Source organism: Agromyces cerinus subsp. cerinus, assembly GCF_900142065.1.
GTDB classification, from domain to species: Bacteria; Actinomycetota; Actinomycetes; order Actinomycetales; family Microbacteriaceae; genus Agromyces; species Agromyces cerinus.
Window position 1 is genome coordinate 343,694 of sequence record NZ_FSRJ01000002.1, and the last position, 14,344, is coordinate 358,037.

The 14,344-nt window shown below is 70.1% G+C and carries 13 protein-coding genes; 2 read left to right on the forward strand and 11 right to left on the reverse strand.

What is annotated here, in order from left to right:
• Window positions 1-2: 2 nt before the first annotated feature.
• From mnhG to BUR99_RS07695, 6 genes are read right to left on the reverse strand one after another with little or no spacing between them, the layout of a single operon-like run.
• Window positions 3-356: a monovalent cation/H(+) antiporter subunit G gene (mnhG, locus tag BUR99_RS07670; RefSeq protein ID WP_074259783.1), complete on the reverse strand. Its 354-nt coding sequence runs from the start codon at window positions 354-356 to the stop codon at window positions 3-5.
• Window positions 353-625, reverse strand: a complete 273-nt coding sequence (locus tag BUR99_RS07675) for an MrpF/PhaF family protein (protein ID WP_084183902.1) — start codon at window positions 623-625, stop codon at window positions 353-355. Before BUR99_RS07675 ends, mnhG begins: the two co-directional genes overlap by 4 nt.
• Entirely contained in the window at window positions 622-1,224 is a 603-nt protein-coding gene (locus BUR99_RS07680; RefSeq protein ID WP_074259784.1) for a Na+/H+ antiporter subunit E, read from the reverse strand. The genes BUR99_RS07675 and BUR99_RS07680 overlap by 4 nt, the downstream gene beginning before the upstream one ends.
• A complete protein-coding gene (locus BUR99_RS07685) occupies window positions 1,221-2,801 on the reverse strand; it encodes a Na+/H+ antiporter subunit D (protein WP_074259785.1) in 1,581 nt (526 codons plus the stop codon). The genes BUR99_RS07680 and BUR99_RS07685 overlap by 4 nt, the downstream gene beginning before the upstream one ends.
• Complete coding sequence (locus tag BUR99_RS07690) at window positions 2,798-3,304, reverse strand: Na(+)/H(+) antiporter subunit C (RefSeq protein ID WP_074259786.1); 507 nt, start codon at window positions 3,302-3,304, stop codon at window positions 2,798-2,800. The genes BUR99_RS07685 and BUR99_RS07690 overlap by 4 nt, the downstream gene beginning before the upstream one ends.
• The gene (locus tag BUR99_RS07695) at window positions 3,301-6,351 is read right to left on the reverse strand and encodes a Na+/H+ antiporter subunit A (RefSeq protein WP_074259787.1); all 3,051 of its coding nucleotides are present in this window, start codon (window positions 6,349-6,351) and stop codon (window positions 3,301-3,303) included. Before BUR99_RS07695 ends, BUR99_RS07690 begins: the two co-directional genes overlap by 4 nt.
• Window positions 6,352-6,740: 389 nt before the next feature.
• On the opposite strand from BUR99_RS07695, the gene BUR99_RS07700 reads away from it, so the two are divergent.
• Window positions 6,741-7,349 (forward strand): ankyrin repeat domain-containing protein, encoded by a 609-nt coding sequence (locus BUR99_RS07700; RefSeq protein ID WP_074260287.1) that lies wholly within the window; start codon window positions 6,741-6,743, stop codon window positions 7,347-7,349.
• Window positions 7,350-7,373: 24 nt separating this feature from the next.
• On the opposite strand, the gene BUR99_RS07705 is transcribed toward BUR99_RS07700, so the two are convergent.
• From BUR99_RS07705 to BUR99_RS07725, 5 genes are read right to left on the reverse strand one after another with little or no spacing between them, the layout of a single operon-like run.
• A complete protein-coding gene (locus BUR99_RS07705) occupies window positions 7,374-8,441 on the reverse strand; it encodes a hypothetical protein (RefSeq protein WP_074259788.1) in 1,068 nt (355 codons plus the stop codon).
• Between the two features lie 40 nt (window positions 8,442-8,481).
• Window positions 8,482-9,186 carry an ABC transporter ATP-binding protein gene (locus BUR99_RS07710; RefSeq protein ID WP_074259789.1) on the reverse strand — a complete coding sequence of 235 codons (705 nt, stop codon included), beginning with the start codon at window positions 9,184-9,186 and terminating at the stop codon, window positions 8,482-8,484.
• Complete coding sequence (locus tag BUR99_RS07715) at window positions 9,183-11,183, reverse strand: branched-chain amino acid ABC transporter ATP-binding protein/permease (protein WP_074259790.1); 2,001 nt, start codon at window positions 11,181-11,183, stop codon at window positions 9,183-9,185. The genes BUR99_RS07710 and BUR99_RS07715 overlap by 4 nt, the downstream gene beginning before the upstream one ends.
• Window position 11,184: 1 nt before the next feature.
• Window positions 11,185-12,054: a branched-chain amino acid ABC transporter permease gene (locus BUR99_RS07720; RefSeq protein ID WP_074259791.1), complete on the reverse strand. Its 870-nt coding sequence runs from the start codon at window positions 12,052-12,054 to the stop codon at window positions 11,185-11,187.
• Window positions 12,055-12,064: 10 nt separating this feature from the next.
• The gene (locus BUR99_RS07725) at window positions 12,065-13,255 is read right to left on the reverse strand and encodes an ABC transporter substrate-binding protein (protein ID WP_074259792.1); all 1,191 of its coding nucleotides are present in this window, start codon (window positions 13,253-13,255) and stop codon (window positions 12,065-12,067) included.
• 244 nt (window positions 13,256-13,499) lie between these two features.
• On the opposite strand from BUR99_RS07725, the gene BUR99_RS07730 reads away from it, so the two are divergent.
• Window positions 13,500-14,342, forward strand: coding sequence for a sulfurtransferase (locus BUR99_RS07730; protein WP_074259793.1), 843 nt, complete (start codon window positions 13,500-13,502; stop codon window positions 14,340-14,342).
• The last annotated feature ends 2 nt before the right edge of the window (window positions 14,343-14,344 follow it).

Sequence of the window (14,344 nt, forward strand, 5' to 3'; positions counted from 1 at the left end):
GCTCAGCGACCCGTCTGGTCGTGCTCGGCGATGTCGCGATCGAGGTCGTCCTCGATGAGGAGATCGCGGCGCACGTGATCGCTGCGGTAGGCCGAGCGGCCGAGCATGTGCGCGGTCATCGGCTGGGTGAGCAGCTGGAACGTCATGACGAGCACCACGGTCGTGAGCACACCCCAGGTCGGCACCTGCACGACGATCGCGACGAGCACGGTCGCGAGCCCGAGCACCTGCGGCTTCGTCGCGGCGTGCAGTCGGGTCAGCACGTCGGGGAACCGCACGATGCCGATGCCCGCGGCCATCGAGAGGAACGCGCTCACCAGGATGAGGAGTCCGACGGCGATCTCGGCGGCGCTCATGAGGCATCCTGCTTCGCCATGAACCGCGCGATCGAGATCGAGCCGACGACCGCGAACATCGCGAGCACGAGCATGACCACGAGGGTGTCGGTGTGCTTGTTGATCGCCATCTCGGCGCCGAGGGCGCAGATCGCGATGGCCAGCAGCACGTCGGTCGCGAGGGCCCGATCGAGGATCGAGGGGCCGCGGATGATGCGGTAGACGGCGGCGAGCGCGCCGATGCCGAACATGATGCCTGCCAGCAGGCTGACGATCTGCATGAAGGTCATGAGCCGGCTCCCTTCGTCTGCGAGCGGAGCGCCCGGCGTTCGCGACGGGCCTCGCGCACCGAGACGGCCTGCGCGTGAGTGCCGATGGCGAGCACGATGCGCTCCTCGGTGCCGAGCACATCGCGACGCACCCGATCGATGTCGGCCCGGGTGCGTGTGCCGAGGGCGTGCAGGTAGAGCAGGCCCCGCTCGCGGTCGATGTCGACGACGACGGTGCCCGGCACGACCGAGATCGCCTCGGCGGTCAGGGTGGTCACGAGATCGGAGCGGGTCAGCAGCTGCACGGCGATGATCGAGTTCATCGGCTTCCACCGCGGGTCGATCGCGAGCACTGCGACCTGCAGCGAGGCGACGGTGACGTCGAACATCATGCGCAGGCCCAGCAGCAGGCCCCGCCACGGGTTGAACCGGCCGCTCAGCAGCACGGGCGGCAGGTAGAGCACCCGGGTCACGCCGATCGCGAGCAGGATGCCGGTCACCACGGTGAGCACGGTCACCTGATCCCAGAGGAACACCCACAGGAAGACGAGGGCGACGAGCAGCGGCAATTGCCGCCAGACCGAGCGCCAGCGCGAGACATCCGTCGCAGCATGCGTCATCGGATGCCTCCAGGGAAGACGGTGGAGACGTAGGCGCCGGCATCGAGCAGATCGGCCGCGGCACGCCCGGTGAGCTCGAAGAGGGGGCCGGCGAACACCGTGAGGCAGACCGTCAGCATGACGAGCGCGCTCGTCGCGACGACCATGAGCACCGGCGTGGTGCGGGTCGCGGTGACCGTGGCGCCCTCTGGGGCCTCGAGCACCGAACCGAGCAGCACCGACTCGTAGCCCTCGAGCTCGCGTCGGCCGCGCCAGAACGCCATGTTCCAGAAGCGGGTGAGCGCGTAGAGCGTGATGAGTGAGGTGATGGCGCCCGCGGCGATCACGATCCAGACGAGCCAGGCGTTCGCGGGGTCGGCCGCGGCCTCCTCACCGCCCGCGAGGAACAGCCCGGTCTTGCCGAGGAAGCCCGAGAACGGCGGGATGCCGCCGAGGTTCAGGGCAGGGATGAAGAACAGCACGCCGAGCAGCGGCGAGGCCTTCAGGAGCCCAGCGAGCCGGTTGATGGAGGTCGCACCGCCGAACCGTTCGATGAGACCGGTGGTGAGGAAGAGCGTCGTCTGCACCGTGATGTGGTGCACGACGTAGTAGATCGTCGCCGTGTAGCCGAGCTGGGTGCCGAGCGCGATGCCGAAGATCATGTAGCCGATGTGGCTCACGAGCGTGAACGAGAGCAATCGCTTGATGTCGGCCTGGGTGAGCGCGCCGAGGATGCCGATGAGCATGGTGAGCCCGCCGATCACCATGAGGAGCACCGTGACGTCGCTCTCGGTGAAGATCACCGTCTCGGTGCGGATGATCGCGTAGACGCCGACCTTCGTGAGCAAGCCGGCGAACACGGCGGTGACCGGCGCCGGTGCCGTCGGGTAGGAGTCGGGCAGCCAGAACGAGAGCGGGAAGACCGCCGCCTTGATGCCGAACGCGATGAGCAGCAGCAGGTGCAGCATGAGCTGCACCTCGCCGGGCAGCTCGGCGAGGCGCACCGAGAGCTGCGCGATGTTCACCGTGCCGGTCGCGCCGTAGACGAGGGCGATCGCGCTCAGGAAGAACAGCGACGAGACGAGGCTCACGATGATGTACGTGACACCCGCGCGGATGCGCTCGCCGGTGCCGCCGAGCGTCAGCAGCACGTAGCTCGCCGACAGCAGGATCTCGAAGCCGACGTAGAGGTTGAACAGGTCGCCCGCGATGAACGCGTTGAAGACGCCCGCCGAGAGGATCAGGTACGAGGGGTGGAAGATCGACACCGGCGTCTCGCGATGCTGGTCGGCGATGCCCTGCCCGACCGAGTACACGAGCACGACGAGCAGCATGATCGCCGAGATGACGAGCATGATCGCCGAGAGGCGGTCGACGACGAGGGTGATGCCCCACGGGGCATCCCACCCGCCGACGTAGACGACGGCCGGGCCGTTCGCGTCGACCGAGACGAGCAGCACCGCGGCGATCACGGTGACCGCGGCGAGCACGCCGAGGCTCACCGCCATCTGGGCGCGGCGGTGGCGGCCGAGGATCAGGGCGCCGGCCGCGCCGAGCAGCGGCAGCAGCACGACGAGGGGCACGAGCACGGCGGTCATGGCCTGCCCTCCTCATCGTCTCGGTCGCGAGCGGATGCCTCGAGCTCGAGGCCTTCGTCGGGCTCCTCGTCGCTGGCATCGATGAGGTCTTGGATGGCCTGGTCGTCGGCCGCCGAGCTGCGGATGAGGTCGGCCGCCTCCTCGGCGTCTTCGACCATGTCCTCCTCGTCGTCGACGAGGTCGCCCTTCGCGCCGAGCTGCGCGAGCCACCACGAACGGTAGATCAGCGCGAGCATGAACGCCGTGATGCCGAGGTTGATGACGATCGCCGTCAACACGAAGGCTTGCGGAAGGGGATCGGAGATCGTGTCGGGGTCGACGCCCTCGCCGAGGATGGGCGCGAGCCCCGGCGCCCCGCTCATGAGGTAGATGAGGATGTTGACGGCGTTGCCGACGAGCAGGAAGCCGATGAGCACGCGGGTGAGGCTGCGCTCGAGCATGATCGAGACGCCCGCGCCGAAGAGCACGGCCATGAGCACCACGAGGGTCAGTGAGGCGGTCATCGGCGGGCCTCCTCGGGGTTCGGCAGGCGGGCGCCGCCGCTGTACTCGGCGCCGTCGGCGTGCTCGACGCCTTCGCGGTAGGCAGCGCCCTCGCCGTCGCCGGTCGTGAAGTCGCCGTCGCCGTCGTCGGCGGTCTGACGCTCCTCTTGACGGTCGACCTCGCCGCCGAGCGAACGCAGGATGTCGAGCACGAGGCCGACGACCACGAGGTAGACGCCGATGTCGAAGAGCGTCGAGGTGCCGATCGAGATCGTGCCGAGCAGGGGCACCTCGGTCTCGAACCAGGCGGACTCGAAGACCGGGCCGCCGAAGAGCAGCGAACCCGCGGCGGTGCCCGCGGCGAGCAGCAGGCCCGTGCCGAGCAGCCTGCCGGCGTCGACCGGCGCCGCCTCACCGAGCTCGTACCGGCCACCGGCGAGGTAGCGCGCGACGAGGGCGAGGCCCGCGAGCAGGCCGCCGGCGAAGCCGCCGCCCGGGGCGTTGTGCCCGACGAAGAGGAGGAACACCGACACGATGATCGCGGGGTGGAAGAGCAGGCGCACGAGCACCTCGATGAGGATCGAGCGGTTGCGCGGCGAGATCGTGCGGCCGGCCAGGAGCCAGGTCTGTCTGGTCTCGGCGGCCTCGCCCGCGGCATCCGTCTCGCCGGCGGTGTCGGCGAGGCTCGTACGCGGGGCGCGGATCGACCACGCGGGCTCGGGCACCGGCCGCAGTCGGTCGCGACGGTTCACGAGTCCCTCGACGTGGTCGAGGCGGGGCGCGCCGCCCGTGCGGCCCGAGACGAAGATGAGGCTCGCGACACCGGTGGCGACCGCGACGAGCACCGAGATCTCGCCGAGGGTGTCCCACGCGCGGATGTCGACGAGCATGACGTTCACGATGTTCTTGCCGTGCGCTTCGATCGCGAGGGCGGGCAGGCCCTCGGCGATGGTCGGCTCGATGCGGGCGCCGAGGGCGACGAGGCCGAGCACGCCCATGACGATGCCGGCGAGGGCGCCGATGATGCCGCGCGCGAGCTTGTGCACCGGCGGATTGCGCTGCGCGATCTGCTTGGGCAGGCGCCGCAGCACGAGCACGAAGACGACGAGCACGATCGTCTCGACGAGTGCCTGCGTGAGTGCGAGGTCGGGGGCGCCCGACATGCCGAAGAGCAGCACGAGCCCGTAGCCCGTGACGCTCACGAGCAGCACCGCCGTCATGCGCTGGCGCACCGTGGCCGCTGCGATCGCGGCGACTGCCATGACGAAGGCCAGGAACGGTTGCGCGGGATAGTCCCACAGCCGGATCTCGCTCGGCCACGAGGTGTTCAGGATGGAGAGCGTGCCGAGACCGCCGATGAAGACCGCGACGATGATCGCGAGGTAGCCGGGAAGGCCGCGCGACTGGATCGTGGTGGTGACGGTCGCGGCGACCCGGTCGACGACCGAGACGATGCCGAGGTAGCCGCGGGCGGAGTCGAGCACGGGCGCCACGGCGGCCTGCAGGCGGGCGACCCGCTGGCGGCCCCACACGAGCAGTGCACCGAGGGCGAAGACGACGGCCGAGATCGCGAGGGCGGGCTCGAGGCCGTGCCAGAGGGCCAGGTGGTAGTCGTGGCTGCCGGGCAGTTCGTCGGCGTACGCCGCGAGCAGCGGCTCGATGAACGGGATCGCGAACGCCGCGACGAGGCTGGCGGCGGCGAGGAGGCCGGGCGCCACCGCGATCGCCGGGCTCGGGGCGTGCAGCGCGCAGTCCGCGACATCCTTCTTGGAGTAGAAGGCGCCCCAGACGAAGCGCACCGAGTATGCGACCGTCAGCACCGAACCGGCGAAGGCCGCGATGAGCGAGACCCATGCCCATCCGTCGCCAGCGGCGACCGCCTCGAGGAAGGCGGAGAACACCGCCTCCTTCGCGACGAAGCCGAGCAGCGGCGGCACGCCCGCCATGGATGCCGCGGCGACGATGCCGATCGTCGCGATCACGGGCATACGTCGGCCGACGCCCGAGAGCTTGCGCCAGTCGCGAGTGCCCGCGGCGTGGTCGACGATGCCGACCACGAGGAAGAGGGTCGCCTTGAACAGGGCGTGCGCGAGCAGCAGGGTGACGCCCGCGAGTGCGGCGTCGCGGGTGCCGAAGCCCGTGACCATGACGAGGAAGCCGAGCTGGCTCACGGTGCCGTAGGCGAGCAGGAGCTTCAGGTCGTACTGGCGGAGCGCGCGCCAGCCGCCGACGAGCATCGTGAGCGCACCGAGCCCGATGACGATCGGATGCCACACGTCGAGATCGGCGTACCCGGGTGCGAGGCGCGCGACGAGATACACGCCCGCCTTCACCATGGCGGCGGCGTGCAGGTAGGCGCTCACCGGCGTGGGTGCGGCCATCGCGGCCGGCAGCCAGAAGTGGAACGGCACGAGGGCGCTCTTGGAGATCGCGCCGAGCAGCACGAGCGCGATCGCCCACTCGCCGGCCGCGCCGGTGACGGGGTGCGCGACGAGCTCGGACAGCGAGGTCGTGCCGCCGTCGACCGCGAGGATGACGAGGCCGACGAGCATCGCGAGCCCGCCGAAGGTCGTGACGGTCAACGCCTGCAGCGCGGCTCCGCGGCTCTCTTTGCGGCCCGTGTAGTGGCCGATGAGGAGGTACGAGAGCACGCTCGTGGCCTCCCAGAACGTGAACAGGATGAACACGTCGTCGGCGGTGACGAGGCCGAACATGACGCCGGCGAAGGCGAGCAGGAGGGCCGCGAATCGCCCGAGTGCGGGCTCGTCGTCGGCGAAGTAGTGCATGCAGTACAGCAGCACGAGGGCGCCGACACCCGTGACGATGAGGGCGAGGAGCAGCGCGAGGGCGTCGAGACGGAAGCTGAGCGCGATGTCGAGGGTCGGGATCCACGGCACGATCTCGACGACCGGGGTGCCGGCGAGCACGCCGGGCATCCAGGTGAGCAGCAGTACGAAGACCGCGGCGGGCAGCAACGCGATGACGGCGAACACGCGGCGCCCGAGCCACTTCGTGAGCAGCGGCGTGACGAGGGCGAGCGCACCGAACAGGGCGAGGCTGAAGATCATTCACCCTCCTCGCGCTCGCACCGTTCGCTCAGTTTATCGGCAGGCTGTTCCGCGCCCGAGGCGTGTTGTATGCCGAGAGCGGAATCGAGGCGGGGAAGGGGACATCGTTGCTTGCCACCGTGCGCTCAGCGGCATGAGGGCATCTGTGCACCGCTGGCAGCTCGAGACCTTTATGCAATCTCGATAAAGCTCGATAAAGCTCCGAAACTCCGCAGGGGCGTCGTCGCGAGGTGGCGCGCCTCGCCGACGACCTCGAGGTCGTCGGTGCCCGAGATGAGTGCCGAGATCCGTGGCGTTCGCTGCTGGTCGCGGGGTGCAGCGCGCAGACCGACGCGCCGTCGCGAGCGACCGACCTGCCCCCGACCCCGCCATCACGAGAGGATGTCCAGATGACCGAGACCCCTGCACCCCAGCTGCCCGACCCCGACGGAACCCTGCTGAGTGCGGCATCCGCCGGCGACACGGCGACGGTCGACCTCGCGATCCGCGCGGGAGCCGACCTCGAGGCCCGAGACGAGCGACGGCGCACGGCGCTGCTGCTCGCCGTCACCGGCGATCACGTCGAGGCGGCGAAGCTGCTCGTCGCCGCCGGTGCCGACCCCGACGCGCTCGACGACCGCCACGACACCCCGTGGCTCGTGACCGGCGTCACCGGAAGCGTCGCGATGGCCGAGGTGCTGCTGCCCGCGAACCCCGACTTCACGATCGTCAACCGCTACGGCGGCATCTCGGTCATCCCGGCGGGCGAGCGCGCCCACGTCGAGTACCTGCAGCGCGTGCTGCAGACCGACATCGACGTGAACCACGTGAACAACCTCGGCTGGACGTCGCTGCTCGAGGCCGTCATCCTCGGCGACGGCGGCCCGCGTCACCAGGAGACGGTGCGCGTGCTGCTCGAAGGCGGGGCCGACCGCTCGATCGCCGACCGCGACGGGGTCACCCCGCTTCAGCACGCCCGAGCGAAGGACTACGACGAGATCGTCGCGCTGCTCGGCTGAACATGCAGAACGGCGGATGCCCGGTCAGGGCGTGTCGCAGCGCCCATCGGGCGGCATGCCGACGCGCTTCCGCCAGTCGGTCCACAGCCCGGCGCTCACCGGGTCATCGGGGTCGGGGGCGCAGTCCGAGGCGTTGATCCGAGCGTCTCCGATCACGACACTCAGTCCGACAGCGTCAGCGGGCACCGCGTCTGCGAAGTCGAGCATGATGGGCCACCTCGCCGTCTCGCGGAACCGGCTCTCCCACTCGCCGGGTGCGAGTTCGTCGGGCGAGAGGTCGGTGAGACGGATCGCCACCGTCAGCTCCTGCGGTTCGGGCGCCTCGCCGTCGTAGGGTTCCGTGGGCGTCAGCCACTCGAACTTGAACACGGATCCGCCCAGGGGTCGGGCCCGATCGAAGGGCGCCTGGAACGCGGCGACCTGCTCGATCTGCTCGTTCGGCATGGGGAGATCGACCCAGGTCGCCCCGCCGGGGAGGGTCCCACCGGGACGGAGCTCGATCGACGTCTCGGATGCCGCATGAGCAGGCTGGCGCTCGTACTCGTCGTTGAACGCGGCGACGAGCGCGGCCTGCTGCTCGGGGGAGTACGAACCGTCGACCCGCACGGTCCGCCGGAACCCGGGCTCGTCTGCCCGCCAGTCGTGCTCGAGCACGACGTGGACTCGCTCGAAGTCGTCGACGAGCGCTCGCCACCGCTCGGCTTCGAAGACGGCGGTGCGATCGTCGACGCCCGTGCCGATCTCGAACCTCGGCACACGGTCGTACTCGCCGATCGCCTCGACCATGAGTGTCGTCTCGTTCTCGGAGCGTCCGCCTGCGGAATGCTCATTCCAGACCCGCACCACCTCCACGTACTGGTCGTCCTCCGCGTTCGGCTCCATGGTGACCCTGGCATCCCATCCGAAATCCGAGGTGACGCCGTTGCCGTTCACGCTCGCGCTCGCGAACTTCACACCGGGGAGTCCGAACAGCGCGCGCTGGACACCGGCTGCCGCGCTCTCCGGACCCCAGGAGCACGCCGTCAGCAGCGAGAGCGCGACCGCGGCGATGATCCCGGTCGCGGTGATGCGGATCGTGGTCCGTGTGCCCATGACCCGGAAGCCTAACCGCCGCGGTGCCGCTCAGCCGACGTCACGCCGCCGCGCCGCCGAGGTAGGCGTTGCGCACCTCGGGCAGCTCGACGAGCTCCGCCGGCGTGCCCTCGAGCACGACGCGGCCGCGCTGCATGACCACGGCACGGTCGGCGATGCCGAACGAGGCGCGCACGTTCTGCTCGACGAGCAGCACCGCCATGCCGCGCCCGCGCAGCTCGGTGAGCACCTTCATGATCTCGGCGACGACCTTCGGCGCGAGCCCGATCGACGGTTCGTCGAGCATGATCGCCTTCGGCGCGGCCATGAGGCCCCGGCCGATCGCGACCATCTGCTGCTCTCCGCCCGAGAGCGTGCCCGCCGCCTGACCGAGCCGTGGTTGCAGCCGCGGGAAGAGCTCGAGCACGGCCGCGAGGTCGCCCTTGCCGCCGCGGCTCCAGGCGCCAAGCATGAGGTTGTCGCGCACCGACAGCGTCGGGAAGCACAGGCGGTTCTCGGGCACGTGGGTGAGTCCGAGCGCCGCCATCTTCTCGGTCGGCTTGCCCGTGATGTCGACGCCGTCGATCGTCACGGCGCCGGCGGTCGGACGGATCAGGCCGTTGAGCGCACGCAGGAGCGTCGTCTTGCCGGCGCCGTTCGAGCCGACGACGGTCACGATCTCACCGGGTGCGACCGAGAGGCTCACCTCGTGCAGGATCGCGAGCTTGCCGTAGCCCGCGTCGAGGCCTTCGACGGCGAGGGTCATGACTGGTCCTCCAGTTCCTTGAGCTCGGCCTCGGCCTCTTCGGCATCGGTGCCGAGGTAGGCGACGATGACCGCCGGATCGTTGCGCACCGACTCGGGGTCGCCGTGCGCGATGAGCACGCCGTCGTCGAGCACCGCGACCGAGTCGGCGAGCGCCATCACCTGTGCGACGTCGTGCTCGACGAGCACGATCGTGAGACCGGCGTCGCGCAGCGACCGCAGCAGCTGCGCGAGCAGCTCGCGCTCGCTGCCCGAGAGTCCGGCCATGGGCTCGTCGAGCAGCAGCAGCGCGGGCTCGGCGGCGAGCGCGCGGCACACCTCCATCATGCGCTGACGGCCGAACGGCAGGTCGCCGGCGGCGAGGCCAGCGACGTCTCCGAGGCGCATCGAGTCGAGGATGTCGCGGGCGATCTCCTCGTGGGCGTACTGCTCGCGGCCCTGGAGCCCGAACATGCCGCGGAGGATGCCGGCCCGGCCCTTGCGGTAGCGACCCATGTAGACGTTGCCGACGACGTCGGTCGACGAGAACACCTGCAGGTTCTGGAACGTGCGGGTGAGCCCGGCCTCGGCACCGACGTGCGGCTTGCGGCCCTGGATCTCCTCGCCGAGGAAGCGCACCGTGCCCGACGTCGGCGCGATCGCGCCCGTGATCATGTTGAAGCACGTCGTCTTGCCCGCGCCGTTCGGGCCGATGAGGCCCATGATCTGCCCGGCGGGCACCGTGAGCGTCACGTCGTCGACGGCGACCACGCCGCCATAGCGCTTCGTGAGCCCCGACACCTCGAGGATCGGCTCGCCGGCGGCCACCGGCGTCGAGACGGTCGGAATCCGGGCATCGGATGCCGCGGCATCCGCGACCTCGTCGAGCCCGTCGCCGGCCGTGGTCTCGCTCGGCAGTCCGCCGAACGCGCGGGTGGGCACCTCGCCCGAGCCGTCGTCGTCGGCGGCGGCGATGACGGGGGAGCGCTTCGCCGAGGCATCCGCTCGCCGTCTCGTGATGGCTGCCCAGGCCGATTTCACGACCTGGTAGAGACCGCCCGGCAGCAGGATGATCACGAGGATCAGCACCAGGCCGTAGCCGATGAGCTGCACCTCGCCCGTCGCGCCCGGGATGATGGCGGGGATCAGGTCGCGGAGGCCCTCGGAGAGGAGCTCCACGATGAACGCGCCGGCGACGGCGCCCCAGACCGAGCCGAGACCGCCGAGCACGACCATCAGCAGCAGCTCGACCGAGACGTGGAACTCGGCGACCTGCGGTGAGACGATCTGCACCTGGTAGGCGTAGAAGACGCCGCCGAGGCCCGCGAAGCCCGCCGAGAGGGTGAAGACCTTCACGCGCAGGGCGTAGGTGTTCACGCCGAGCGACTCGGCGGCGAGCTCGGAGTCGTTGACCGCCGAGAGCGCCCGGCCCGCCCGCGAACGGGTGAGGTTCAGCGCGAGCACGAGGCCGATGAGCACGAACGGCGCGACGAACCAGAAGAAGAGTCCGTTGTTGTCGATCGGGATTCCGAAGACCTCGGGCCGGCCGTAGCCGTAGATGCCCGTCGTGCGGCCGGTGAACTCCCACTCGCGCACGGCGATCATGACGATGAAGCCGAGCCCGAGCGTCGCGAGCGCGAGGTAGTGGCCGCGCAAGCGCAGCATCGGCAGGCCGATGAGGAGCGCCGCGAGCATCGCCGCGGCGACCCCGCCGACCGCGGCGACGGGGCCGGGCATCTCGAACTTCTGCAGCAGGATCGCGTGCGTGTACGCGCCGATCGCGAAGAACGCCGCCTGGCCGAGGCTCACCTGGCCGGCGAGGCCCATGAGCAGCGACAGGCCGATCGCGGGCAGCGCGAAGATCATCGAGAAGACGGCGATGTTCATCATCGACGAGCTCGCCGTGAACGGGATGATCGCGATGACCACCGCGAACGCCGCGACGCCGAGGATCGTGCCGCGGTTGTTGGGCCAGAAGCCGGTCTTCGACCGCATGGCGGCCTTGTTCAGGTAGGACATCTCAGACCCTCACGGCGTTCGGGCGCAGCACGAGGCCGGCCGGTCGGATGATCAGCACGATGATGAGGATGAAGAACGCGACCGCGTCCTTCCAACCGGATGCCACGTAGCCGGCGACGTACGACTCGATGATGCCGAGCAGCAGCGCGCCGACGATCGCCGCCCGGAACGAGACGAGCCCGCCGAGCACCGCCGCCACGAAGCCCTTGAGGCCGAGCAGCAGGCCGCCCGACCAGATCGAGAGGTAGATCGGCGAACTGACCACGCCAGCCGTCGCGCCCACGAATCCGGCGATCGCGAAGGCGATGACGGAGGCCACAGCCGGCGAGATGCCGACGATGCGGGCCGCGACCGGCTGCTCGGCGCTGGCGCGCAGCGCCTTGCCCCAGCGGGTCTTCTCGTAGAAGAGCAGCACGCCGCCGCCGACCACCACGAGGGCGCCGAGCATCCAGAGTTCCTGCGAGCGGATGCTGACGCCCCCGAGGGTGAGGTCACTGCCGGGGAAGGCCGGCAGGCGCTTCGCCTCCGCACCCCAGATGAGGAGCATGATCGCCTGCAGCAGCGTCGAGACGCCGAGGGTCAGGATGATCGAGACGAGCGTCGTCAGGTTCTTCACGCGCGCGATGACGAGTCGCTCGATGAGCACCGAGGCGAGCGTCACCGAGATGAGCGCGATGAGGATGGCGACGGGCAGCGGCAGGCCGGCCGTGACGAGCGAGATGCTGCCGAGGCCGGCCAGCGTCGCGTAGTCGCCCTGGGCGATGTTCACGACGTGCCGCACCGTGTAGGTGGCGATGAGGCCGACGGCGAGCAGGGCGTACACGGACCCCTGTGAGAGCCCTGCCACCGTCAGCTGGAGGAAGTCGATCAACGGATGCCGCTCACTCTTCGTAGAGGGTCCAGCGGCCGCCCTCGGCGAGCGCCATGATGAGCGCGTCCGCGGTGAGGCCCGAGTGGTTCTCGGGGGTCATCGTGAAGATGCCCGAGATGCCGACGAGGTCGGCCGTCGACTCGATCGCGTCGCGGAGCGCCTGCGGCTCGGTGCCTGCGGACTCGAGGGCCTTCGTGCCGACGAGCCAGGCGTCGTAGGCGTGACCCGCGAAGCTCGAGGGCGCGCTGCCGAACTCCTCGGTGTAGTCGGCGATGAACTGGTCGATGACCGGCTTCTGGGGGTCGTCGTCGCTGAGCTCGTCGGCGACCAGCAGGCGACCCATCGGGGCGATGACGCCGTCGGCTGCGGGGCCGGCGGCCTCGAAGAACGCGTCGTTGGCGACACCGTGCGACTGGTAGACCGGCTTGTTCACGCCGAGCTGCACGTAGGCGGCCTGGGCGAGACCGGCCGACGGGGTGATGCCCCAGATGATGACTGCGTCGGCGTCGGCCGCGCGGATGTTCGTCATCTGCGCGGTGAAGTCGGTCGCGCTGGGCTCGAACGACTCGGTCGCGGTGAGCGTGATTCCGCGCTCCTCGCCGAGTTCGGTGATGATGTCGGCGATGCCCTCGCCGAAGCCGGTGGCGTCGCGCACGAGCGCGATCTTGGTGTAGCCCTTCGAAGCGGCGTCATCGAGGATGCGCTCGAGCACGACGAGGTCGTTCTGCGCGGTCTTGAAGACCCACTCGGAGCCGTCGACGATCGCGGCGTTCGCGGCGACCGAGATCGTCGGCACCTGTGCGGCCTCGACGAGCGGGCGCATCGCGAGCGAGGGGCCGGTGCGCGAGGAGCCGATGATGAGGTCGACGTCGTCGTTCTCGATGAGCTGGGTCGTGGCCTTGGCCGCGCCGTCTTCGGTGGACTGGTTGTCCTTGATGATGAGCTCGACCTCGCGGCCGTCGATGCCGCCTTCGGCGTTCAGCTGTTCGGCGAGCATGTTGAGCGTGTTCTGCTCGGGCACGCCGAGGTTCGCGCCGACACCCGTGATGTCGAGCACGGCGCCGATCTTGATGGGGCCCTCTTCGGAGGCGGAATCGCCCGAGTCGCCACCGAAGTTCGAGGCGCCGCACCCGGTCAGGGCGAGTGCGATGGATGCCGCGACCGCGGCGGGGAGGAGCAGACGGCGCTGCGCACGGTGCATGGGTGAACTCTCCTTTGAGCCCTCACGGGTTCTCGTCATTGAGTAGGGATTCATGACCGACCATTCGGTCACTATTTCAACACCCTCGAAGATACGGTGCGTAAGGAGGCATCCGCAAGACGTCGTTCTGCAATGCAGGCACGGATGTTGCGGGCAGATCGCCTGTGCGGAACGGCATCCGTGTCGTAAGCGCTGAGCATTTCGCCCGTTGGTCGGCGTGCCGCGGGCGGGGCAGGATGGAGTCATGCCGATCCTCATCACCGCCGAAGAGCTCGCCGCCCGTCTCTCCTCGGGGGAGCTCACCGTCGTGCTCGACGTGCGCTGGTCGCTCGCGGAGCCCGACGGCACCGAGGCGTACCGTGCAGGCCACGTGCCCGGTGCCGTGTACGTCGACCTCGACGCCGAGCTCGCCGACCACGACCTGGCCGGACAGGGGCGGCACCCGCTGCCGACCGAGGGGGCCTTCACCAGCGCGATGCGACGCTGGGGCCTGCGCGACGGCGACGTCGTCGTCGTGATGGACGACCTCGGCAACCAGTCCTCCGCACGGGCGTGGTGGCTGCTCCGGCATGCCGGGGTGGCCGACGTGCGCATGCTCGACGGCGGCTTGGCCGCATGGCGGGAGGCGGGGCATCCGCTCGACACCGGCGACGTCGTGCCCGAGCCCGGCGACGCGACCGCGCACTTCGGCGGGATGCCGGTGGTCGACATCGACGAGGCCGCCGCGTTCCCGGCCACGGGCGTGCTGCTCGACGCCCGAGGTGCGCCGCGCTACCGCGGCGAGGTCGAACCGATCGACCCGCGGGCCGGGCACATCCCGGGCGCACGGTCGGCGCCGAGCGGCGAGAACCTCGACGCCGACGGCCGATTCAAGTCGGCAGAGGAGCTGCGCGAGCACTTCGCGGGCGTCGGCGTCACCGGGGGAGTGCCGGTCGCCGCGTACTGCGGATCGGGTGTCACCGCGGCGCACGAGGTCGCCGCACTCGCGATCGCCGGCATCGGCGCGGCGCTCTACCCCGGTTCATGGAGCCAGTGGTCGAACGACGAGACCCGCCCGGTCGCCACGGGAGTCTCGCCGGTCGAATAGCG

Coding starts and splice junctions, on each gene's coding strand:
- mnhG (WP_074259783.1), bottom strand. CDS start 356: ATGAGCGCCGCCGAGATCGCCGTCGGACTCCTCATCCTGGTGAGCGCG.
- BUR99_RS07675 (WP_084183902.1), bottom strand. CDS start 625: ATGACCTTCATGCAGATCGTCAGCCTGCTGGCAGGCATCATGTTCGGC.
- BUR99_RS07680 (WP_074259784.1), bottom strand. CDS start 1,224: ATGACGCATGCTGCGACGGATGTCTCGCGCTGGCGCTCGGTCTGGCGG.
- BUR99_RS07685 (WP_074259785.1), bottom strand. CDS start 2,801: ATGACCGCCGTGCTCGTGCCCCTCGTCGTGCTGCTGCCGCTGCTCGGC.
- BUR99_RS07690 (WP_074259786.1), bottom strand. CDS start 3,304: ATGACCGCCTCACTGACCCTCGTGGTGCTCATGGCCGTGCTCTTCGGC.
- BUR99_RS07695 (WP_074259787.1), bottom strand. CDS start 6,351: ATGATCTTCAGCCTCGCCCTGTTCGGTGCGCTCGCCCTCGTCACGCCG.
- BUR99_RS07700 (WP_074260287.1), top strand. CDS start 6,741: ATGACCGAGACCCCTGCACCCCAGCTGCCCGACCCCGACGGAACCCTG.
- BUR99_RS07705 (WP_074259788.1), bottom strand. CDS start 8,441: ATGGGCACACGGACCACGATCCGCATCACCGCGACCGGGATCATCGCC.
- BUR99_RS07710 (WP_074259789.1), bottom strand. CDS start 9,186: ATGACCCTCGCCGTCGAAGGCCTCGACGCGGGCTACGGCAAGCTCGCG.
- BUR99_RS07715 (WP_074259790.1), bottom strand. CDS start 11,183: ATGTCCTACCTGAACAAGGCCGCCATGCGGTCGAAGACCGGCTTCTGG.
- BUR99_RS07725 (WP_074259792.1), bottom strand. CDS start 13,255: ATGCACCGTGCGCAGCGCCGTCTGCTCCTCCCCGCCGCGGTCGCGGCA.
- BUR99_RS07730 (WP_074259793.1), top strand. CDS start 13,500: ATGCCGATCCTCATCACCGCCGAAGAGCTCGCCGCCCGTCTCTCCTCG.